The organism is Victivallis sp. Marseille-Q1083 (genome assembly GCF_903645315.1).
Taxonomy (GTDB): domain Bacteria; phylum Verrucomicrobiota; class Lentisphaeria; order Victivallales; family Victivallaceae; genus UMGS1518.
In genome coordinates this window covers 520,106-544,149 of sequence record NZ_CAHJXL010000002.1, presented here as the reverse complement: position 1 = coordinate 544,149, position 24,044 = coordinate 520,106, and the positions used below count along the sequence as shown (strand labels likewise).

The 24,044-nt window shown below is 45.3% G+C and carries 10 protein-coding genes and 1 tRNA gene; 2 read left to right on the top strand and 9 right to left on the bottom strand.

Going from position 1 to position 24,044, the window contains the following annotated elements; all coding sequences use genetic code 11:
* Window position 1 precedes the first annotated feature (1 nt).
* From HWX74_RS18295 to HWX74_RS18285, 3 genes are all read right to left on the bottom strand, one after another.
* Entirely contained in the window at window positions 2–1,522 is a 1,521-nt protein-coding gene (locus HWX74_RS18295; RefSeq protein WP_176015005.1) for a hypothetical protein, read from the bottom strand.
* 1 nt (window position 1,523) lies between these two features.
* Complete coding sequence (locus tag HWX74_RS18290) at window positions 1,524–1,982, bottom strand: hypothetical protein (protein ID WP_176015004.1); 459 nt, start codon at window positions 1,980–1,982, stop codon at window positions 1,524–1,526.
* A 114-nt stretch (window positions 1,983–2,096) separates the two neighbouring features.
* Window positions 2,097–2,762, bottom strand: coding sequence for a hypothetical protein (locus HWX74_RS18285; RefSeq protein WP_176015003.1), 666 nt, complete (start codon window positions 2,760–2,762; stop codon window positions 2,097–2,099).
* Between the two features lie 137 nt (window positions 2,763–2,899).
* On the opposite strand from HWX74_RS18285, the gene HWX74_RS18280 reads away from it, so the two are divergent.
* A complete protein-coding gene (locus HWX74_RS18280) occupies window positions 2,900–4,099 on the top strand; it encodes an IS4 family transposase (protein WP_176015002.1) in 1,200 nt (399 codons plus the stop codon).
* 339 nt (window positions 4,100–4,438) lie between these two features.
* Here the strand turns inward: HWX74_RS18280 and HWX74_RS18275 are convergent, their stop codons facing one another.
* The 3 genes from HWX74_RS18275 to HWX74_RS18265 all read right to left on the bottom strand — a co-directional run bounded on the left by HWX74_RS18275 (window position 4,439) and on the right by HWX74_RS18265 (window position 7,224).
* A complete protein-coding gene (locus HWX74_RS18275) occupies window positions 4,439–5,761 on the bottom strand; it encodes an IS1380 family transposase (protein WP_176011736.1) in 1,323 nt (440 codons plus the stop codon).
* A 138-nt stretch (window positions 5,762–5,899) separates the two neighbouring features.
* A protein-coding gene (locus HWX74_RS18270; protein WP_368506834.1) for an IS5 family transposase occupies window positions 5,900–6,713 on the bottom strand; the annotation gives its coding sequence in 2 pieces (ribosomal slippage) (window positions 5,900–6,313 and window positions 6,315–6,713; 813 coding nt in all).
* Between the two features lie 434 nt (window positions 6,714–7,147).
* Window positions 7,148–7,224 (bottom strand) — tRNA-Ala (locus HWX74_RS18265).
* 388 nt (window positions 7,225–7,612) lie between these two features.
* Here HWX74_RS18265 and HWX74_RS18260 point away from each other — a divergent pair.
* Complete coding sequence (locus HWX74_RS18260; RefSeq protein WP_176015000.1) at window positions 7,613–7,915, top strand: helix-turn-helix domain-containing protein; 303 nt, start codon at window positions 7,613–7,615, stop codon at window positions 7,913–7,915.
* 1,042 nt (window positions 7,916–8,957) lie between these two features.
* Here HWX74_RS18260 and HWX74_RS18250 read toward each other — a convergent pair.
* The 3 genes from HWX74_RS18250 to HWX74_RS18240 all read right to left on the bottom strand — a co-directional run bounded on the left by HWX74_RS18250 (window position 8,958) and on the right by HWX74_RS18240 (window position 23,712).
* The gene (locus tag HWX74_RS18250; RefSeq protein WP_176014999.1) at window positions 8,958–14,366 is read right to left on the bottom strand and encodes an RHS repeat domain-containing protein; all 5,409 of its coding nucleotides are present in this window, start codon (window positions 14,364–14,366) and stop codon (window positions 8,958–8,960) included.
* 59 nt (window positions 14,367–14,425) lie between these two features.
* Window positions 14,426–15,304: a hypothetical protein gene (locus HWX74_RS18245; RefSeq protein WP_176014998.1), complete on the bottom strand. Its 879-nt coding sequence runs from the start codon at window positions 15,302–15,304 to the stop codon at window positions 14,426–14,428.
* Window positions 15,305–15,393: 89 nt separating this feature from the next.
* The gene (locus tag HWX74_RS18240) at window positions 15,394–23,712 is read right to left on the bottom strand and encodes a right-handed parallel beta-helix repeat-containing protein (RefSeq protein ID WP_176014997.1); all 8,319 of its coding nucleotides are present in this window, start codon (window positions 23,710–23,712) and stop codon (window positions 15,394–15,396) included.
* Between the last annotated feature and the right edge of the window lie 332 nt (window positions 23,713–24,044).

The window sequence follows — 24,044 nt, the reverse complement described above, 5'->3', positions numbered from 1 at the left end:
ATCAAGCAAATATTGCACGTATGTTAATTGCCGAATCTATATTGCCCTCCACAATATAGGTGTGATCTGCCACTTCACACAGAGGGCTATTGCCTTCTTTCGAAAACGAGAAAATCGCTATCGGAAGCTCGGTTTGTATTGCCAAGCCAATCCCGCGCTCAAACTCTTTGTTGAAGTCATCATTGACTGCGTAGAAAAAAACGACATCCGCATTTTTTTCACGCAGCTTCATCTCGAACTCCAAGTCATCTTTCAAAATTTCTGTATTGACAATCGTGATCGCCGTATTTTTTTCCAGACAACGGAGAAACTTCTGAATATATCCATCTTGACCATGGGGAATTACAACAACAATATTCCGATTCTCTTTTGTTTTTTCTGAAAGATATTTTAACAATTCTCTCATGAAAAGATCAGCTCTATTCGACTCAAACAATGCGATAGAACCAGCCGGCCAGAAATACGGAAGATTTCCGTTATATTTTTTTTGCTTCAAGGTAACTTCGTAAGGCTTCGGAAACCAGATCGGATCAAGCTTGATCCCCTGTTCCCATGCACGTTTTTTCAGCTCTGATTCTTCAAGAATGGTGGTCTCATTATCATTCACCCATTCGCTCATGTAAGGGGCCATAGGATTTGTTTCCTGGGCTTTAACTTGACGTACTCGCATTTTAATGTTACGTCGCTTGGCTTCGGTAAGAATTGGCCATATTTTAGACAAAGCAGTTCGATTGAAAAGGGGATCTGATGGATAATACGGCAAAATGATTTCGGAATGAATGTGGCGAAATATTTCCCATTTCAAATTATCAGCTCCACCAGCAGTGCAAATCCATCCCATACTAGGATTGGCTTGCGTGATGTGAATCGAAGTGGAAAATTGCCACGGATTGGTGGATAAGCTGTATTCTGGAAACCAGACTCCGGATTGGCGTGGTTTGAAGAGAAAAGGGTATTCTTCCTGATAGTCATTATACTTGAAGAACTTCATCTCATAAACATTACCTTGATCATGACAATACAGGAATTGAAGGTTCCCTGTGGTGTTTTTGATGGGTAATGGAGTTTCCACTATCAGTGGCCGTGGAATGGATAATTCCGCGTAAGAACGGATCAACTTGCCTGTAATTGAGTCCATATCCATTTGCTCCAGACAGAGCTTTTCTGCCAAAGCGATGTAATCAATATTTCCGAGTATTTCTTGAAGAATGGATTGAAATTCCCAAGAAGTGATGTTGTATAACGATGGAACCGGAAGCATGGGGGAGGCCGATTGCATTACAGGATAGTTACAACTCAATGTTTTTTTCTGTCTAGAAACCGTTATTCCCGATGTGCTTGTATTCACAAGAATCGTACCGTCAGAATTGGAAAAACCTTGAAAGAAGGGGATATGTGTCAGATTTCCCAATCTTGAAATCTCAGGTGAATCAGCATGATTGATCGCCCAAATAATAACTTTTGAAGTAGCATCCGTCAACTTGATCTGTTCTGCATTTTCTGTCTGCTTGGTGATCCACATTTTATTTTCTCCCGTTGGATTGCAGATAATAATAGAAGTTCAAAACGGTCCCGATTGCCTGGCATTTGAAAAAACAGAAATTGCAATTCCACGTGGCAAGCATCCTTTGAAATCCGACATCGGCAAAATGCAGGATCGGGTATGGAATCAGTATTCCACATTCTTTACGTAATTCAACCGGGTAAAAGAAACCCAGGTGTTGCGGTCCCTCCCAGTCGATGGCCCTGACGATGATTTCAAGTTTTTCCGCAGTCAACGGAAATGGCGAAACATGGAATCGTTGCTGAAAGCTTAAGATGAGAGAATCGTTTTTCTGCTCAGAAGAACTTGCAGATGGTATAGGAACGGCATTGACAATCTCCGGTTCAATATTTTCCTCTTTTGGATCATTGCCTATTCGGGCAAGGCTCATTTTTTCAAGACGATCTGTGAAGAATTTTTCTTCTGCTTCTATTAGCATGTTTTTCCTCCATTTTGTTTGAGTTTATCCGCCGTTGCCATCGAAAAACGACGGCAACGACGGGAAATACACGTTTTTGCAATTTCTCTATACGCGCGTATATGTACCTTTTTTTCAGTCAAGCAACTCGAAGCCCTTGTAGCCACGAATTCTCTGTCCATGGATGGAATTACAGCCGACGGCATTATATTCCGTTCCCATGGACTTTGCAAGACGTTTGTAAAAAGCCGCTTCTTCAAGGAATTCAAGTCCTAGGTCTCTCTGGTGTCTGATATAGGTGGCATAAGCCGACCTTGATGAGAATTCATTACCGGCAGAGCGTCTGATATAGTTGCAGACAAACATGTCCATCGACCGAATCTCGTCCACCAGCTTGTCGCGACGAACCTTCTGCGTTGCAGTCAGCTCAATCCGCCAATTGCTGCTCCGCACATGCCTTGCTCCATCAAGAATCCAGTTTAAAATACCGCTGCCTTCTTCCGCCAGCAGGCGATCGACAAGAGTTCGATCCTGTTTTTCTTCAGGAATATGGTGATGGAACAAAATCGGCAGCATTCGGTCTTTCCATTCTTGCCCCTTGCCTTCAAATTTTACCGACATTTTGTGGTTAGTAACTATAATCAACGAGAAGGTCCCATGATGTTTCTTCTTAAGGTTTTCGAATTTCTGGGCCGTCTGAAAATAGTCTCCGCCAACAGCTTTCTTGACGAATTCGCCTCTAGAAGAACACAAGGCTCCACTGATGGCTTCCGAGGCCGTCAACAGGGTCTGAGTCGTCAAGTCTGAAAAACCAAAAGGGCTGGAAATAGTTCTGAAATTTAGATCGAATACCCGTTTAGCCTCAATACTGCTTACTTAATTCTTGAATATTATTGATTTCATGCTATATTATCTTCATAGACAACAGGAGATTCGATATGGCACGAACCAAAGCGCAGTTGGCAGATAATTTTCGCGAGAGTGACTTTTTAACCTTGGCCTCATTGCTTGGGGTTGTTCCTTTTGAAGCCCTTTGCAATGCACTGACCAAGTGCGGACTTGCGACGCAACGTTACCGCAAACTGCCACTGGAATTGATGGCTTATTATGTTATTTGTCTTTCGCTGTATTCAAGCATTTCGTTGCAAGAGGTTTTGCGCTGCATTCTTGAGGGCTTTGACTGGCTGAAGATAAAAATGCCTTGCGGCGAGATCAAAGGGCGAGGAGGAATTTCACGTGCCAGGAACCGTTTGGGGTACAAGGCAATGCAATGTTTATTCGAGGATGTTTGTAAACCCCTGGCCCAGCCGGATACCATTGGCGCCTTTTATCGGGGATGGCGTTTGATGGCAATCGACGGCACAACCTTTGATTTACCGGATGAGCAGAGGAATCATGATTTTTTTGGCCGTCCGCCATGCTCCCGCGGGAAAACCGCATTTCCGCAATTGCGCATGACAACTTTACTTGAAATCGGTACGCGTGCGATTATTGGTGCGGCCCATGGGCCTTATTCTGAAGGGGAAAATACTCAAGGCAAACGACTTTTGCCGCTCCTGCAAAAGGATATGCTGCTACTTGCTGATCGTGGCTTTGGTTGCTATCCGTTCTTTTCCGAATGCATCAAAACTGGCGCATCGTTAGTGTTTCGAATCCGCAGCAATATGAAATTTGCAAAAGAAAAAATTCTGCCGGACGGTTCTTTTTTAAGTACGTTCTATCCTGGCGCGGAACAACGCAAGAAAACCAATGGCATTCCTGTTCGAGTAATTGAATATGCCATCAAAGGCTCCAGCGAAAAATATCGCTTGATAACCAGTATTTTAAAAGAGGAAGACGCTCCGGCTTCGGAACTTGCGGCTCTCTACCACGAGCGCTGGGAGATCGAATTGGCTTATGATGAATTGAAGAATCATCTGAAGCAACCAGGAGCCGCCTTGCGAAGCAAAACCCCGGAATTGATTATACAGGAATTGTTTGGATATCTACTTGCGCACTATACGATTCGCAGCTTAATACATCAAGCCGCACGGAAAAATAAGGTCGATCCAGACCGGCTTTCCTTTATCAATGCGGTACGAATTCTGTGCAGAAAAATCACTGTTGCTCATTTTCCCCCTCAAACCACAGGAAATTGAGTTTATTCGCGAAGCAATCATTCTGGAGATTGCGGCAACAACTGCCTGGTCTTCTCGCGGGATTACACGAGAACGGGCAGTAAAACGCAAAATCAAAGGATGGAACATCAAGCAGGAGTTTTCATCCAAGACTGCTCCGCATGAATGCTTTATTGATTAAAGTAAGCAGTATTGCGTTTAGCCTGAATGTTGCATGAAACTTTCGAATCGTCGAGAAATGTTCAGAAGATTCGGAAGTTTTTATTTTCAGAGTCGGATATTGTCGTTTTTTTGCAAATTGAGCATATTCCCCCTTTCCCCCGTTGTTGTTCGGCGAGCCGGGGACAGCTCTCCAAGGTTTTATTCCCAAGCGATGATTTTCGCAGCGATCAAGCGGAGGAGTTCCTGATTTGGACAAGCACTTGAAAGAGCAACATAAATTTTTCTGGTATTCCGCCGAATAATGGCACCGATTTTCACCAGGTATAAGCGAATGCTGCCGCAGGTAGCCTCGGCAAATTGAGTTCCTGTCAACAACAATGCCCGAAACCGTTCCATGAGAATATAAGCCAAACTTGAAAGCAGAAGCCGGAATTGATTTGCCGCAAAGTCATGGCAGCTCGTCCGATCAGCGAAAAGATCCAGCTGCTGTTCCTTGATCCTGTTTTCCATCTCACCTCGGGCGCAATAGACTTTTTCATAAAGATATTGTCCATCATCATCAAGATTGGTGACGATAAAACGATTATTCGGTCCGGGGGAGTTGAATTCCGCTTTGGCAATCACCCGGCGCGGGTATTTCCAAGTTCCTGCCGCATATTCGAACTGAGTAAACAGTTTTGCTTTTTCATGTGTTTCGTTGTAAAGTGCTTCCGCTTTCACTTGAAGATCTTTTGATAATTCCAGCAAACGTGGATTTTTCGCCAATCCGACAATATATTTGACCTCATTTTTATCACACCAGTTCAGCATTTTCTGCCGACAAAAGCCACTGTCTCCCCGGAAAATAATCTTAACCTTCGGCCATTTCTGCCGAAAGCGCTTTACCAGTAGCGAGAGAATCGCCCAAGCATGCTTGGCCGCATCAATTTTTGATGGACGCAAATAAGCCACAAGCAATTGATCCCCGCAGAAAACATACAACGGCAAAAAGCAATAGTGGTCATAATAGCCATGAAAAAAGCGATTTTCCTGCATCCCGTAAGTGAGGTCATCGGTAGCATCGAAATCAAGAATCAATTCTCGAGGCGGCGTGGAAAAACTTTCGATAAAGAATTCGACAAACAATCGGCTCAAATCTACGCAAGCACGACGATCGATTCCATTTTCGAATCGACATAAAGTGCTTGGAGTGGCGAGTTGACGATCACGACCGACAACAGTTTGAATCAGCGGATCAGTTCGCAATTCATGATGGTCATTGAGATCTTCATGGCCGGCAACCAAACCAAAAACTCGTTGACGAAGCATGCTCAGATAGGAATGCTCAACTTTTCCGGGCTGTCGAAGATCAAAAGAATCCAGCAGGTTACCGGCGCGCCGGGTCAAACCGAGTTTGCGGTCGAATTCTTTCACAAAAAGCAACCCGCCGTCACTGCTGATATCTCCACCGGCGAAATTGAATTCAATTTTTCTGCTTTTCGGACCTTGAAAGACCGGAATCGAAACATTACATTTTGTCATTGGCAGACCTCGGCGTTATATTGTGATGTAAGATATTACAATATAATACGTTAGTCGAGAATCTGCCTCTTTGTTTTTGAAAATTTACGCAATATTCAGGTTAGCCCATATTTCGCAGAATTCATTAAGAACTTATCCCTAAATAACTGCAAGTTTTTTATAAATAATCATGCATGCCGCCAGTTGAAACAATGCTTCATATGCGGCATGTGTTTTTTCAAAACGCACCAGAAGTTTTCTGAAGCGATTGAACCATGAATGGGCCACTTCCACAATCCAACGTCGAGCTTTATAACCTTGCCTGACTGCAATTTTCTCCTCTCCTCGCGGTCTGATGTGCGGAATATATCGGTACGCCTTCATAACTTCTCCAGAGCCGGTATAACCGGCATCCGCACAAAGATTCTGCTTTGTTCTTACTCGCGGCTTTCTCATTCTTGCGCTCAAAACGGCATTCACTTGCGTAACATCATTCCGATTTGCTCCGGTTACGACTATTGACAACGGGATGCCACGCTCGTCTACGAGAACGTGACGTTTGGTCCCATTTTTTTCCCCTGTCTGTGGGATTGGGACCTACTGCTTCCCGGGCCAATGGGGCTTTGTTCATTGCTCCGTCGATACTTTGCCAACGCCAGGAAATCCCTTCCAATTCATCGTATTCCGCCAAACCTTTCTTCCACAATTTTTGAAACAATCCGGCTTTCGACCAGCGCTGAAAATAACGATGTATGCTGCTTGAACTCCCGTATTCGCGGGGAAGCGCTTTCCATTGTATTCCCGTTCGCAAAACATACACGATACCCTCAAATACTCGACGCGCTTCCAACGGTTTGCGTCCCGCTCCGCGACGACGCTGATACTCCCGATTGCTATCACGCCTTGCACGAGGAATCAAAGGTTCGACCTTCGACCAAAAAGTATCAGAGACTTCCCACGAATTCATTGCCATATTCTCCTTCTAGTGTTTGATGATAATATAGCAATATTTTTCATGTTTTCAACTGTTATTTAGGGATAAATTCTAAGTGGGTTGCTGGCACATTCTTGGTTTCCTTCGTATTTGGTAATTTATCTTGCAAATACGTAGAAACCAGACCACCTGACCACGGAACCAATATTGGTTCCGTGGTGGTGTGAAAATAACGTTTTTTTCCGAGTATAGCCAAAAAATACTATTTTAGCAGACATGGTAAATCTTTAAGCTATACAAAGTTAAGACAGGAAATTACATCCAAAAACGGCCCCGAAAAATGCGTAAAAAATGCGGGACTTTTTATTTTTTTTGCATCAAAAAGCGGGTTTTTGCAGGTTTTTTCACGCATTTCAGACAAAAAGAAAACCAGCAGTAACTCATTGATTACTACTGGTTTTTGACTTCAAAAATGGTGGAGCTGGTGGGAGTCGAACCCATGACCTATACGATGCGAACGTATCGCTCTAGCCAACTGAGCTACATCCCCATGTCATGTTTTAAATATACATGTCTCTGCAGGAAATGCAAGAGTTATGAAAAACATATTTCGAGATATTTTTGCCCGGCAAAGTGAAAAATGTGAAAAATGTGCCAGAAATGTACCACTTTTTTTTCAAGTTGTTATCAATAATCAGGATAAAACAGCATGATTCAGCATTGCTCAGGATGCGTTTCAGGTAAAATCAAGGTAATTTTGTGCTAATCAATACAGATTTTACGATACTGATAAAAATCTAAAATCTCGTAGTATCCGGACTAATAAAATGGAGATTTTTTCTTCAGAACAGGATAGGGTAATTTGTCGGTACTTTATTTTTACTCAGACAATGAGGTCAATCAAGAAAAATACATAAAAGCATAAGGGAAATATATCTATGAACGCAAAAATTCCAAACGAGATCATAAAAGCGATTGATATTCTTCTTGCCCCCTATGATATCAACTTGGAGCAACTGCTTGAGTGTGCGAATGAACAACGTGACTGCGATCCGCAGCTTTACATTGAAGTAAAAGCGGCTACTGCGGTTTTTAATTGCAGTCGGTCAACGTTGTATCGGGCCGCCAGGCGTGGCGATATCGAAATCAGTAAGCTTTCCGAAGCACAATCCGGCAAAGTGCTTATTGAAAAGCGCAGCCTTGTACACTGGCTGAAAAGTAAAAAGAAATACTATGTATAACTGTATCGATATCCCTCGGCGATGCCCAATATCTCACGATAACCGTCATTATTGACGCCGATGGCGACCAGCACCGACACGTGCTGCATCTCGTCTCCTCGACCGACTCTTTAACCAAGCTAGACAGATGGCTTTTTATCTCTTTTTCGTCGATTTTAAAGGCTTTCGACAGGACTTTTTCATCCACTGGCGCTACATTACTCATGGCAGTTTTCCTTCTTTTGATTACTGTTTTCGAACTTCAATAATCAATCGGAACTCTGCCGCTTTTTCAAGTCCGCAGTTTTAAAATGTGCGCAATTTTCTGGACGTTATCGAGTACAAAAATAACCAAAATAATATCTTGTGAAAGTTTTCATAATGTAACCTCGTTAATTATAATTATTTGCTTTATCAAAAACATTGTCAACGATAATATTTTATTTTAATTATAATTAATTACGTTCAACAAAAACATAAAATTCATCATTATCATTAGTATTTAAATATTTCTCTTTCCAGCCTTCTTATGGGCGATATTCTATTTTTTTAATATATTGAAGAATGGCATAAAGGACTATACTAAGGCACGCTAAATAAATATAACACATACTGAAGATTCCTAAAACAGGATCTGACATATTATAAAAAAAGACGAGTAACTTTATTATTATGGGCACTATTACGGAAATAGGTATATACATTTTTTTTCTTATTGTAAAGATTTTTTTTTCTAAATTAGTAAATAAAAACTGACGATTATTCAAAATATTATTTTCGCCAAAACTATGAATAATATAAATAGAATATTCACAAATTATAAACGGCATAAACCACGAAAAGAACATAATATCTCTATCATGATAATATACAAAATTACTATTTGAAAAGAAACAATTTATTGCCAAATAACCAAAATAAATTTGGCTGATTTGAAGAATTAAATAACAACAATAATATACTTTTTTAAACATCTACCCCCCCCATAATTTATATTTGATATAGAAATTTATCGTGATTAATTACGGAAAATATTTATAATATCTTTTCTTAATATCAAAAATTAATTAAGTTGAACCTTAATATAAAATTCGTCGTCAGTTCTAACTAGTTGTTCATCTTTTAAACGGTCACTATGAATAATTCCAAACCAATTTCCTCCTTCACATACACAATTAATAATAACTTCATAAGTTCCATTATAATCAACTTTATCGGAAAGCCAATAACCAATACCGGTTCCCCAGGCAGCTCCCCATGCCGCACCTGTAGTGCCTCCTAGACTTGTTCCAATAGCAATTCCATGACTCACACCAGCATGTGTAGGTGCTGTTACAATGCCACCAAATAATCCACCACCAATTCCTCCTACAACTCCTCCTAAACCGCCTACAATACTCGCTCCAGCAAAACCTCCTATAGTTGAATATAAGATTTGATTATCAAAATGTATTTCCACCGGGACATTGACAGTCATGGCACCTTCACCATGAGATTCACAATCAACATCAAAATTAAATTCAAGGGTTGAATAAACATCATCGAAGAATAAGTCTCTTTCCATTAAATAAAGGGTTGCTGATAACGTATTTTTTAACCCTAAAATATCAAAATAATTTATTGGATTATTAACCACGAATCTATACAGATTAGTTCCACCTTTTTCTCCTATTGGATCTTTACTTAGCCATTTTCCATAATCAGGAGAATAATAACGATAGTTATAATAAATGAATCCTGTTTCTAAGTCGCTATATTCACTGGAAAAACGGAATGGATTTGTTGCCGCATATGTTCCAGTGGAAACCAAAAGTTTTCCGAATGGACTGTATTCATAATGAGCAACACTGGCACCAGATGCATTTGTCAATTCTGAAACATTTTTATTGGCATCCGTCAAATAGTAATAGGTATTGCTTCCAGTCGTAACGGCAAGAGGTATATCATTATTTTCAAACGGTTGCCAAATATAAGACCTCAATACAGCATTGTTATCCAACGCATTTATTTCTTCGACAAGCTTGTAACCATCATAGACAAAACGAGTATTCTGAGTCAATATATTATTATTAAATACTTTTTTCTCAACTCTTCTTCCCATATAATCATATAAAAATTCAAGTTTTGTAGTGTTCTTTACAGCCTTTATTAAGCGATTTTCAGCATTCCAAGTCAGAGCCCATCCATCGAGCGCCAATGTATTACCATCGGCATCATAGGTCGGAGTAGTTGTAATGCCTCCACTGTTGACTGAGGTGTATTGATTCAAGCTATTGGAGGTATATACATTGTCGGCACCAGAAAGGGATGCTGTTTTCCGGTTGCCGATCGGATCATAGGTATAATTGTAATTATATGATGAATTATTGTTGGAAGTCGCTGAAAGCAGCTCAGATATCGGGTCATATGTATAATTTAAGGTATCGGATGAAGTAAAAGCACTGCCGCTTCGATTTACGCTGTTTCTTCTGCCGATGGCATCATTCGTATAATTGAATGTGCTGACTGTTCCGTTGGCAACTTTTGTGAGAAGATTCCGGGTTGGCTCATATGAAAATGAGGTCGTGACATTGTTCGGACGAGAGACTGAACTAACCAAATCACTATTGGCCAAATAAGTGTAGTTGAAGTTACCGGTTGAGGCAGTCACCCGATTCAAGCGCCCATATTGATCATAAGCATAGGTATAACTGGAATCACCATCAATGTCTATGCCTAAAAATCTTCCCTTCACTCCGGATGAAGCATAATTTCGAGTGATTGCTTTATTGTATAGTCCCTGTGTGGTTTCAGAAATCAAGGAAAACTGGCTGTTATAAGTAAAAGTTCTTGTTCCCAACGCATCAGTAATTGCTATGGGCATTCCAATACGATTATAGGAATATTGAATACTTTGTGTATTGTCGGAATAATCAATGCTGGTAAGCTGCCCGAAATTATCATACGAATATGATGTGACAAGTGGAACGTTATTTATCTTTCGGGCCCAAGTCCGGGTTAAAACTTTACCGTCAGGAGAATAGGTATATGCAACTGAGTTATCGGCTGCATCAGTTTTTGACACGAGTAAACCGGATGCCGGGTCATAATTCCATTGAGTTGTATCGGCGGTGATCGAGCTCCCCGGCCATGAGGCAGCATTCCAATTAGTTCCGGTACGATATGTTTTCATTTGGACCTGTTCGCCAAATGCATTATAAGAAAATTCAACAGGATAAACACTGCTGCCCCATTGACGGATAACCTTGCCCAACGAGTTATAAGAATAATACGATACGTTATTCAGAGCGTCAGTCATAGACTTCAGCCACCCAGTGTCGGAATAATAATCGTAAGTGATAATATTGCCAATTTGGTCCGGGGCGGTCATGACTTGTCCAAGTTTCCCTGCTCCGGATGCATAGTATGTGATCGCTTTGACACCTGTTCGTGGATTATTAATGGAACTCATACGTTCCAAAGCATCGTAACTGTACGTAATGGTAATATTAGAGAAGCTTCTTTCGGAACTCAAGAGTCCATTAATGAAGGTTTTCTGTTGAGAAACCGAAGAAGATGGAGACACTGTGGATACTAATCGTTTACGAGCAGAACGAGTATTTTGTATTGTCGTAGTTGTGATATTCCCATAGATATCAATATTTTTAACTTCACTAATAATATTACTTGACAGTCCGGACAATTTTTGTTTTTGTTGTAAAATAATTGTCTCAAGACTATTATTATCAGTTCCATAGGTAGATTTCGTCTGAGAGAGATACCACGCTCCAGATTCTTTACTATAACCAGTCGCAAACTTAATAATTCTATCTTTGAAAACTATTTCCAATGATCCGTCATCATCAATATCATATCCTACAGTTTCAATATTTCCTATTTCGTCATAACTGATGGATATGGCAGGTTTGCCGGTTTCTACCTTTTTAATCAAAAATCCTTTTGTATTGTAAGCAGAAATTGATTCAATAATAGAATTTCCATATCCACTGTTTTCATTTTTAGTAATTCGATTGGCTAGATCGGTATAACTTTTTTGCCATCTGAGACTGTTTGCACTACCAATATTTTCTTTTCTCCATAATTGTCCATTACTCATAACGCCATAATCGAAAAATCTATTCATCACGGACGTTCCCGTAATTGAAGCTAAGCTTCTGTCATTATAGGATGTTATGATTTCCGTGCAATTACCTGGCTTTGTTGTGGTAATCACTTTATTGCTAAATTGTATGGCCGTAACTAATCCTTTGGAATCTGTTGATTGTATTATTCGACCGGCTTGATCATAGACAAAAGATTCCTGCAATGATAATGAACCGGCAGTGACAGTTTTGTTCAGGAGTTTGTTATTGGCGTCATATGTATAACTGGTAACCACATCGCTGCTGCCATTGTAGCCTTTTTTCGTTTCAGAAATCAAACGGTTCATACTGTCATAGGTATAAGTGTACTGGATACCGACTTCATCGGTATAGGACGCTTTGTTGCAACAATCCCAGGTCGTATTGGTTTCTTCATTTCTGGAATTATAGGTATTCAATTGCTGATGAGTAGCGTTAAAGGTGGCATTTTTCCAGGAAAGCTGTTCATAACTGGCGGTTACTGCCGGAGTCGTATCGGTTGCAGCCGCCGCGGCCCGGGTACAGACATATTCTTTTTCCATCACCGGATTGCCGAAAGCATCACCGATTTTTTCGGTCTGAGTGGTCTTGTTGGCAATTCCGGTTGGAGAGTCGGCCGTCCCATGGGTAATGGTGGTTTTCAGCGCGTATCCATTGACATTGACGGCAAAACTGGAATTGCCGGGAGAACTGCTTTGAGTAAAATTGCCATAAGCATAAACATACGAATCCATCAAACCATTGGAAAATACAACGGACTTCAGCCGTCCCAATGTCGTGGAATCGTTTTTATCGCCGTAGTAGCGCTTCTCGGTACGGGCATTGGCCAGATTACCATATTCGGCGGCAGCGCCCTGGCAGACTTCATGAATTTCAACATAGTCGCCATTGGTATCGCTGAAATAGGCAAAATATTCTTTTGCCACGGTAATATTGTTTATTTTGGTTTCCTTCATCCTCGGCCGCGGATCTCCGGCGAAAGGTACATCTCTGGAATCTACGGAACTGAAACTGATGATTTCAACTTTGGCCTCCGCTTCAGCCACTGTAATGATCTGGTTTTTGAACGGTGAAACTTTCATCGTCAATCGGCGTTGGTCATCATAGTAGTATTTTTCCCAGTAACCGTCTGAAAATTGCACCGTTTTTTTCTTGCCGTAACTACCAGGTTGATTTATATCTTCGTAATAGGTATAAGTGGTGGTATCGTTTGTTCCTCTGGTAATTTGAGTCGGCAAATCTCCGAAATCAAATTGCTTCAAGGTTTGCGATTCTTTATAAGCGACTTCACCGGTTCCACTTTTTCTTTCAATCACTAATCCCTGAGTCGCGTTTGCAGCTCGTGTCTGAGCTGATTTAGCTCGGGAAACAATCACATTGCCGCCATCTTGAGTGAGAGTCCAATCATCTACTGCATCACTATATGTATAAGTGACGGTCCGGTTGCTGCCATTGGCGACTTTTACAAATTGAATTTGCCGAATCTCAGGTGGAACGATCTGGATATGCGTTTCGCCATTTTCAGTGATTGTTTGCTCTTGAGGATGATTGGGATTGATCACCTGATAAGTCATGTAAGGTTGACCGGTCACGGAGTATTTGTTGTTGACTTTCGATCCAACCTGGGAAGGATGGTATAATCTGATCTCATAAGTCCTGATATAGCCCAGTTCTTCTGTTGTTACCACGACATCGGCCAGTCCGTCAATGCCGGAATAAACCTGCATGATGGCCCCTTCCGCATCCAGTATCGTTTCCAAGCGGACATCCTTGGAGTCAGCGGTTAGAACTCTTCCGGTGGAGGTGGTATAGGAAACCGCTTTTTGCTCTTCGACCGAATATAAAACATAATTGGCATTTTCATCGACCAGCTTATAATACGTCGGCGATATTGTCGTCGGCTCATGATCGGCATCCAGCATAACCAGTACTTTTTTCAATTTGTTACGGAAAACACCACCCGGGTAGCCGATGCTGCTATTGGCGGCAAATTCATAAATCTCAATTTCCCGATTCGGGCCTTGGAGTTTGACAATCTGTTTACCGTTTTCCTCTGAAACGCCGGCTAAGCGGGTGAATAACGGGTGATAATAGTACAGACCGAGCGGCGTAAACATCGTTTCGCTGGGCCGACGCCCATATATACTGAATACTCCAACGGGAAAATCAGGTTCATGAGCAGCTCTGCCGAACTCGAATTTATAACTGACACACTCATTGTTGGCATTTGCATCAGAGGGACACTCATTGCATGGTTTCGGAGGCACGGGATCTTCCGCCGGGCCATTATAGCTTAGCGCGCTGAACGAAAGACATCCCAACAAGACGCTGACACAGATTTGTTTCAACATCGGAATCCTCCAATCTTTTTCTATAATAAATGCGATTTTCATTTTTACAACTATTCAAACTAACTGGCTGGTAAATTATTGCAACGATTTTTGATTTTTTGAATGGCGGCGGCAGCGGGAATCCGTTTGCGTCCGTCCGAGCTTTTCAGGTATGTCTCAAGCAATCGAAGGTCGGCTGAAGTGCCGACTTCGCCTAAGACCGCCACTGCCGACATCACTAGAATCATATCATGTTCGCCCGGCATGTTGACGATTGCCCTGGCGCTTGGCAACGCTTTGGCGGTTTTTAATTTTCCAGCTACCTGGATCGCACTGATCTTAGTCGCATCACTGGTTTTCAAATCAACCAGCAAGCGGTCGACGGCTGCAACCAGGCTATCCCGATCCAATTGGGTGCGTGTATAAATCAGATACAGTGAGTTAATGGCAGTTCCGGCAATGGTCGTTTCATTTTCACGAAGCGCCTGATAAAGCGTATCGTGCATCTGCTGCCGGACCGCAATATCCGGTTCCTGCAGATACCATTGGGCGATGAATTGCAAACAATAATCCCGCCAAGTGATGTCCATTTCAGGATTGTTGACCATCGCAACAAGTTCTTTCCCCAGCGAACGTTTGGTCCGCTGTTTCATCAAAACAATAAAAACATCATTTTTCAAACAATGAAATTCTATTGTTGGCAAATGCGGTTCCGGCTGTGTGTCGGCCGGCGCCCGCAGGAATGTCAACAGCGCCTCGATCTGATCATCCGGCAATTCGGCAGACAGCACTTCGATCGCCTTCAACCTGGGCAGATACTCCCAAACATCGGTTTGGCCGATGATCAATTTAATATTATCCGGCAGTTGCGCGGCCTGGTCGGCCCCTTCCGCCATCCCCTGATGGATGCCGCCAACCAGACAACCGATGATCAATAACTGTATGAGACTTATTTTCATGTGTTCACTCTTTCCGATCTTGAAATTAAGTTTTTTCCGCCGGTCTTCCGCCCTCTCAAAAAGTTGGAGAGGGCGGAAGACCGGAGCGGTCAATAAATCGTACTCAAGTATTCCCCGCCCTGATAGAATCTAATTTCGTGACAGGCGGCATTGGTTGAGTTCGGCGGCAACAGGATATTGTAATGGGCGATGCCGTTCTCATTGAAATCGGCTGCCGTTAAGATTTTCTGCCGGGTTCCATCCTGAAACACGATATTCGGCGCAATCAACGATATTTTCAACATGATATCCGCCGGAACTTCATTCAATACGACATACCCTTCGATCAGTCGAGAGCCGTCAGGATAGGTTTCCAGCCACTTAACATAGCCTTCGTCCTGCTGAGTGGCATAGAACATTCTCCGGGTATGGGTGGAATCCAGAATCGGGCCACCTTCGTAAAGCCTGGAGGTCAGGTACGCCACGTTGTCATCCTTCGGCTTCAAGTAAATCCGGAATCCTCTGCCGTCATAACCGCCGGCATTGGTACTGAATTCCACATTGCTGTCGGCTTCAATGAAAGCGTCTTCGGACATGTCCGGATTGAACCAGGTCCTGCCGTTGTAATTGACTGACAGCGGTACGCCGTTGAATTTGCCTTCCATCACCTTGATCGAGGTATGATAGGTTTCCGGGGCGCCGGCAGCCGGCGTAATGGTGGCAACGACATCATAGGTGCCGGCGGTATCGAATTTATGGACCCGGTTTTGACCGGCAGTCAAATTATAGGTATTGCCGTCGACCACGATCTTAATTGCGCCGGTGATGCCGTTCGGTGAAGTTGCACTGAGCTTCAGTTCATCATTTTTCCGAATCGTCATATCCGGGGTGATCGCCAGATTCAGCGCGTCCCATTTGACACTGCCGTTGATGACCTTGAATCCATCCTGCATTCTGATCGTCAAAGTCAATCCGGTCACGGAAGTTGGATTTAACGGAACGTCGCCATACCAGTGGTTGTTGACCGCGCGGATAATGGCCGGCGCCGGCGTCGAATTATTGGGATTATAGTAACCGGAGATACTGATACCGTCCAGGTCGAACGCATTGCCGCCTTCCAGACACAGCGGCGAAACCAGGCTGCTGGTCGGGATCGTGACTTGCGCCATATTTTCCAGCCGGGTATCCACCCAGTCCGGCAGTCCGTTGCCGTCCGTATCGGCTCCGCCGATCGTTTTCAGTTTAAGCGCGTTGATCTGCAACGAAGTCAGCCGGTACACGTTGTCCCAGCGCAGCTTGACGGTATGGCTGCCGGTGGACAGCACCGGCAGCAGATAATAAAGGCTGCCGACCGTGTTGTACGGCGCATAGACCGTTTCCTGGCCGATATAACGGTCATCGACAAACAGGCTCACCGTGAAGTTGTCGCGTTCCCCCATGAACGAGAAGCCGTTTTGATTGTGTTGAGTGACCTGGACCTCCAGTTGATAAACGCTGTTTCCGGGAATATTGACCGTATAAGTCAGCCAACCATTACGGTCATTGGCGTGAACGGTATTGTTTGATACATCCCAGGTACCGGAAGAATTCACATAATTGCTGCCGTTGACAGTCTGCACCACAGTGGTGGTGCCATTGAAATCGGCGGTCAGCGGATCGGTGAAGTAATATTTGACCTCCTGGCCGTCGCTGACTCCATCGCCGTCGGTATCGACATTGTTGGCCAACGTACCATGTTGATATTCTTCCAGATTGGTCAGGCCGTCCCCGTCGAGATCTTCATTGGCGTCGAACAAACGCGGATTGGTACCGTTGGCGACCTCCCAGCCGTCCGGCATCCCGTCGCCGTCGGAATCGGGATTGACCGCAATCAAGCCCAATAGAAATTCCTGGATGTTGGTCAGTCCATCGTTATCTTCATCAGCGTTTGGAGCCAGATTTTTTCCGCAGATCGCCTCGTAGGCATCGCTCATCCCGTCATTGTCGGAATCAAGATATTCCTCGCAGCCGATGTCGATGCCGCTTCCCTGCGGCCGCAGCGTTCCGTACAAATCTGTGGCAGGCGCACCGGCTGTAGTTCCGGCATTGATACATGGCGAACCGGCGGCAAGGCAGCCGTTAAGCAATATGCCGGAGGAGCCGCAAATATTTCCGGTTCCCCTCGAAGTATAATCATCCACAGTGTAACTGTAATTGATATCCGGCCAGCCGCCATTGATATGCGAACCAATGACGCTGTTGGTGATTTTCAGCGAAGCATTGTTGCGGATTGCCTGATAATCCGGATACGGCTGCAACAAAGTACAATTGAGCAATTCGCACTGCGAACTGCCGTTGATATCCATGATGGTGCAGCCGCCGACTCCCCGTTCCCCAAAATTATCGGCAAACAGGGTATTGATGATTCTGGCATTGCCGGGATTGGTGTACAGGCAGGACCCGTCATTGGCATGGTTGCCGGTAAAAATACATTCCCGGATGGTAAAATTGGCGTTGTGCAGATTGATGGCGCCGCCTTTGCGGTTTTCTCCGTTTCGGATCGTCAATCCTTCCAGGCAGGAATTGTAGGTTTCCTTGTTGTTCAGGCTCAGGAATTGGCCCTGATGCTGCATATCCACGATGGTCAACAGCGGTCCGGCTTCCGATTTTATTCTGATATCGACCCCGGAAAAAGAGAGGCCGCGATTATCGACCCCGGAATAGATTCCCGGCTTCACGATAATGATGTTTTCATATCCGCCATTCAACGAAGCGGCGACAGCTCCCTTCAGTGTTTTTTTCGCCGTCGCCGGAGTCTGGCCATTACCGTTGTCGTTGGGCCGGGACGCATCGGCATAGATGATCCTGGTATAGCGGCTCGGATCATAGCCCAGGCTGATTTCCACATCGTCATCAATCCCGTCGCCGTCGCTGTCATTGGAAACCGGGTTGGTGCCGGCAAGAAATTCGGCAAGGTTATTGGCTCCGTCATGATCGGCGTCCTGCGTTGCATCGGCCGGATTGTTCGGATCAAAGCCATAGTAGATTTCATAGCCGTCCGGCATTCCGTCATGATCGCTGTCTTTATACTCGCGGCAACCGATATCGATTCCGTTGCCGGCCGGTCTGGCCACCCCTTCCAAGTCGCGGTCCGGCGCATTGACGGCAGTACCGGCATCGACGCATGGGCTTGCGGCGGTAATGAATCCTTCGCCAGTCAGCAAAGGATCGACCGTAATATTTCCCGAACCGTATGATCCCAGGGTTGTCGTGCTGCAGTTATTGTTGGCGGTCAGTGTTTTCTTGGTGTTCCATTCCAGCTTGCCCTGAAGAATGTTGTTGGTCAGCGTGGTATCGCCGTCAAATAAACAACTGCTTTCCCCCGGTGAACTGCCGCCGAGTATCGTAACGTTCATCAGCTCACAGACGGTATTGCCTTTCAAATACAAATCGGAGTAGTTGGTATTGGCCTGATTATTGATCAAAAGACAATTGATCATATCCAACCGGGTATCAGAGCTGCCGGCCGGTCCCGTATAATACCCCGCCGAACCGCAAACCCCGCCATAGGTGGCAATGTTCTTGGTAAAGATCGAATCTTCAACCGTAAGCCGGGCATTGGACAGGGCGATGGCCCCATAATAACCGCTGTTGCCGACGAAGCGGCATTTCTGGATAAGGCTGCCGGCTGGATCATTGGCAAAATAAACCGCTCCACTGTTGGCATTCATATCGAACCCGCCGGAGAATGAACTGTTGTTGCGGAACAGGGTATCTTTGATCTGGATCGGTTTGCCGCTGACATAGACGGCAGCGCTGATCGCGCCGGCGGTTCCTCCGTTATTCGAAAGATTGTTCTCAAAAACGCAATTCCAGATTTGCAGCTGCGAATTCTCAAGCTGTACCGCAGTTCCATAGGTAGCAGAATTTCCGTTCCTGATGGTGAATCCTTTCAAGCGGCTGCCAAGTGTTTCGCCTTTCGTCAGAGTCAGGAAACGTCCCGAATCTTCGAGGTCGATGGTTGTGGAATCTGCTCCGGAAACACTTTCCAGTTTTATGTCATAACCGCCGAAATCAAGATTTTTATTACCGGTGCCCGAGTAAGTTCCCGCCGCAACCTTGATGATATTGTCATAGGCGGGATTCATCGACGACGCAATTGCTCCATTTATTGTCTTCTTGGCCGTTGCGGCGGAAGTTCCGGCATTGGCATCATTGCCGGAACTTCCATTGACGTAAATGATTCTGGTATACAACAACGGATCGGTTCCCTGGGCTATTTCCGCGCCGTCACCGATTCCGTCGCCGTCGCTGTCTGCTTTATTGATATTGGTTCCGGCCAGATATTCCGCCAGATTCTTAAGGCCGTCATTGTCCTTATCGAGATTTGCATCCGCCGCGCTGTTCGGATTCAAACCGGCCAAAGCCTCAATATTGTCCGGAATGCCGTCATTGTCCGTGTCTTTGAATTCCTGGGCTCCGATATCGGCGGTTGCGCCGGCCGGACGGCTGACGCCATCGATATCTTGTGTCGTCGCATCTATATTGAGTCCCGCATTGATACAGGGAGACCCTTTTTTCAGGTACCCTACCCCCGTCAATAACGGATCGGCAATCAGATTATTGCTGCCGTAGGCACTCCAATCACTGCTTACACAATTGTTGTTGGCCGTAATCGTGATCCCGTTTTTTAAAGTGATTTCGCCCAGAATGATATTGTTGACCAAAGTTGTTTCTTTGTCGAAGTAGCAGCTTTTACCGTCTTTGGCAATACCGTTGAAAATTGTATTGTTGGTCAACTGCGCTACGGTGTTTGTCCCGGCATAGATGTCGGAATAATTGGTTCTGGCCCGGTTGTCTTTGAAAATACAATTCTCAATTACAGCCGGATAAGTGGCGGCCGCTCCCGGGCCGGTCGGAGTATAGCCAAGATATATAGCACCGCCGTTATTCGTGGATTGATTGCGGAAGAAGCGATTATTCCGTAACGTGGCCGGACTGCTGCTGAGCGTGATCGCGCCACCGAAATACCCGACATTGCCGGTAAACGTACAATTGACAATTTCACTGCCCGGTCCATTGAAGATGGCCAGGGCGCCGGCGTTGCTGGTCATGCCGCCACCCATATTCATGAAGCTTTTATTGTTGATGAAAGCTGTGTCGGTGACTTTGATCGGCAGGCCGGAGGCATAAACCGCCGCATTGGAACTGGTATAAGTTGTTCCCGGTCCGCTGGCGCTGTCCGTGCCGGAAATATTGTTTTCAAAAACACAATCACGAATATCAAGCTGTGCGTTTGTCAGATATACCGCCGTTCCGCCGGTGGTCATATTGCCGTTTTTGATGGTCAGCCGCTGCAGGCCGCTGGCCAGGGTTTCACCTTTCTGCAGGGATAAAAAGCGGGAGTTGTTCGTCAGGTCAACGATGGTTGTTGCCGCTCCGGCGCCGATCAGCTTGATATCATATCCTCCGAAATCAAGTGTATTATTTCCCGTTCCGCTATAGGTCCCCGCCGCAATCTGAATGACATTCTCATAAGCATTGCTCTGGGAGGCGGTAATTGCCGCCCCAATCGTCTTCTTGGCGGCCGCGGCGGTGTTTCCCGTGTTGGAATCGTTGCCGTTTGCGGCCACATAGGTGATTTTCGTGTACCGGGCCGGATCATAACCGGCGGCAATTTCCGCGCCGTCACTCATGCCATCACCATCGGTGTCGGCTTTGTTGATATCGGTGCCGGCCAGATATTCATTCAAATTCTTTACGCCGTCATTGTCTTTGTCCAGATTGGCATCTGCCGCACTGTTAGGATTCAAACCGGCCTGAATCTCAAAATAATCCGGAATTCCATCGTTATCGGCATCCACGAACTCCTGACAGCCGATATCGGGAAGATTCCCGGCCGGCCGCGGCACACCGTTGATATCCTGCGCCAATGAATTGGTCAATGTTCCGGCATTAATGCATGGTGAACCTTTTTGCAGGTATCCAGCTGCAGTCAATTTCGGCGCGGAAGTAATGTTTCCGGAACCGTAAGAACTCCAATTATCAGTCACACAATTATGATTGGCGGAGAATGTGATGCCGTTTTTGAGCGTATTCTTACCTTGGATGATACTGTTGGAGATGATCATATTTCCGTCAAACCCGCAGCAAACTCCTTCTTTGGCTGAACCGCCGGCAATCGTCGAATGAATAATCTGACCGGAACAGTTGCTGGCGATGTACAGATCTGAATATTTAGTCCTTGACCGGTTGTTCAACAGCAAACAATTTTTCAATGTCACAATCGATGCTGCAGTTCCGCTCGAAGTGTAACCGGTGGTTAAATAAATTGCTCCGGCATAATAGTCGGCCACATTATTTAAAAAGCGACAATTCGTGAACTCAACCTGGGCACCGCTGATACTTACCGCACCGGCTGTATAGCCGAGATTGCCGATAAAACTGCAATCAGATACCAGCGAACCCACATTACTCATCAACATTACTGCGCCGGCGTTTCCTCCCGGGCCGCCCATGCCGCTGCCGTAAGAGCTGTTATTGATGAACTCACAGCCTGTAATTGTTACGGGTTTACCGGAGGCATAAACCGCGGCGCTGTTCATACCGCCACTGCCACTGGTCAGGGTTCCGGATATATTGTTCTCAAAAATACAGTTTTGGATTTTTGCCTGGGCATTCGTGATATAAACCGCGGTGCCATAACTGGTCATATTGCCATTGCGAATCGTCAAGCCTTCTATGCCTGTTGCCAAGGATTCGCCTTTTTGAAGTGTCAGGAAACGGCCGGAATTTTCCAGATCAATTACCGTATTCTTTGCTCCGTCGATACTTTTCAGAATAATATTGAAACCGTTAAAATCAAGGTTTTTATTAGCACTTCCCGTATAGGTGCCGCCTTTTACCTGAATAATATTTTCGTATCCCAGGGTTTTCGACAATTCAACTGCAGCACTGAGAGTCTTTTTGGCCGCAGCTAAAGTAAAGCCATTATTAGAGTCGCTGCCGGTAGCGCCATTGACATATACCATTCGGGTAAATTTCAACGGATTATAGCCCTGGGCAATTTCAACACCGTCCAGAATGCCGTCGCCATCGGTATCGGCGTTGCCGGGATCGGTGCCGAGCAAAAATTCCTGCAAGTTTGAAAGGCCGTCGTTATCGGCGTCACCGGAGGCGTCGGCCGCGCTGTTCGGATTCAACCCGGCGGCGGTTTCGACGGCATCGGGGATGCCGTCGCCATCGGTATCTTTCCACTCATAACAACCGATATCAACGGTGCCGCCCTGCGGCCGGATCTGTCCGGCCAGGTCAGAAGACGCCGCATTGGCATTGCTGCCGGCATTGATGCACGGCGAGGACGCGGTCAGCCAGCCCACCGGCGTCAACTGCGGATCGGTATTCATGTTGCCTGTACCGGTGGCGGCGGCATTGGTACAGCAATATTGAAGCGTGCCCGGGGTGCCGGAAAATTTGCCGATCAGGATCGTATTGTAGATCGACATATTGTTGCTAAAGGCCAAATCGACGCTGGATGTGGAGGTGCCGTTGGTGATGTTATCGTAGATGGTGCAATTTTTGATCGTCACCGTACCATTGAACTGACCGAAGCCGCCGGCGCTGGCCGCGGTATTGTTGGTAAAAAGACTGTTTTCAATGACAGTGGTCGGTGCGGTGGAACTCGCCTGCATGACATAAAGCGCGCCGCCGGAACCGCTCGCCGTGTTGCCGGTGAATTTGCTTTGTTTGATCGTGAAGTTCGCGCCATAACTCAGGATCGCGCCGCCGTTGTAACCGGTATTGCCGACGAACTCGCAACCGGTCACGCTGACAGTACCATTGTTGGAGATCAGCGCTCCGCCGCTGGTCGGACCGCCGCCCGGATAGCCGCCGCTCGATGCTTGGCTATTATTGATAAATTTACAGCCGATGACGTCGATATCGCCACCGGAGGTTGAAACCGTGCCGCCGCTGGTATAGATGTTATCCTTGAAAATACAGTTTTTAATCGTCAGTCCGGCTGAACTCAAAGTAATCGCCGTGCCGGAACTATAAGACCCGTTTTGCACGGTAAAACCTTCCACCGAACTGCCGGTTTTGGTTTCATTGTTGTGGAGGTAGAGGAAGCGGCCGGATTGCGCCAGGTCAATGATTGTCGTTGCCGCCCCGGCGGTGCTTTTGAGCTGGATATTTTTACCACCGAATTCGATTTCACGGTTGTCCGCGCCAGTGTAAGTTCCCTGTTTGACCTGGATGATGTGATCGCCGGCGGCGGCTTTTGCTGCGTTGACCGCGGCCTTGATCGATTTTTTGGCGGCGGCCTCGCTTAAGCCGCTGCCGGTGTCGTCGGGACGCGACGCATCAACGTAGTAAGTGGCTGCCTGTGTAGAGAGACTTGCGGTTGTTGTCATCACAATCGCAACGACCAGGGTTCCCAAGCGCTTATGCATGATAAGCCATCCCTCTCTTTGCCGAAGCAGTTAATATGTTATTCTCCTGTGAAAATTTCCACGGAAATCATATCAACATATCAATCGCTGTCCAGGCAGCGTAATTTTTCAGCAAAGAATAATTGCCCTGATAATTACAGAAGCACCATGTTTTCAATATTCAAGTGATGATTGACAATTTTTTTAATTTTATGTTAATCATGCAAAAAATTTGCTCCTTAAGCGAAAAAACTTTTGCATTCGTCTCATGAGTTTGTTGCCGGGCGTCATATCGCCTGTACTGATATATTGACTATGTTACGTGAAAAGTCGCGGCTGGACAGGTATTTGGG

What these genes read in the sequence shown, in the direction of transcription:
- HWX74_RS18295 (WP_176015005.1), bottom strand. Translation starts at nt 1,522, where the DNA reads ATGTGGATCACCAAGCAGACAGAAAATGCAGAACAGATCAAGTTGACG.
- HWX74_RS18290 (WP_176015004.1), bottom strand. Translation starts at nt 1,982, where the DNA reads ATGCTAATAGAAGCAGAAGAAAAATTCTTCACAGATCGTCTTGAAAAA.
- HWX74_RS18280 (WP_176015002.1), top strand. Translation starts at nt 2,900, where the DNA reads ATGGCACGAACCAAAGCGCAGTTGGCAGATAATTTTCGCGAGAGTGAC.
- HWX74_RS18275 (WP_176011736.1), bottom strand. Translation starts at nt 5,761, where the DNA reads ATGACAAAATGTAATGTTTCGATTCCGGTCTTTCAAGGTCCGAAAAGC.
- HWX74_RS18260 (WP_176015000.1), top strand. Translation starts at nt 7,613, where the DNA reads ATGAACGCAAAAATTCCAAACGAGATCATAAAAGCGATTGATATTCTT.
- HWX74_RS18250 (WP_176014999.1), bottom strand. Translation starts at nt 14,366, where the DNA reads ATGTTGAAACAAATCTGTGTCAGCGTCTTGTTGGGATGTCTTTCGTTC.
- HWX74_RS18245 (WP_176014998.1), bottom strand. Translation starts at nt 15,304, where the DNA reads ATGAAAATAAGTCTCATACAGTTATTGATCATCGGTTGTCTGGTTGGC.
- HWX74_RS18240 (WP_176014997.1), bottom strand. Translation starts at nt 23,712, where the DNA reads ATGCATAAGCGCTTGGGAACCCTGGTCGTTGCGATTGTGATGACAACA.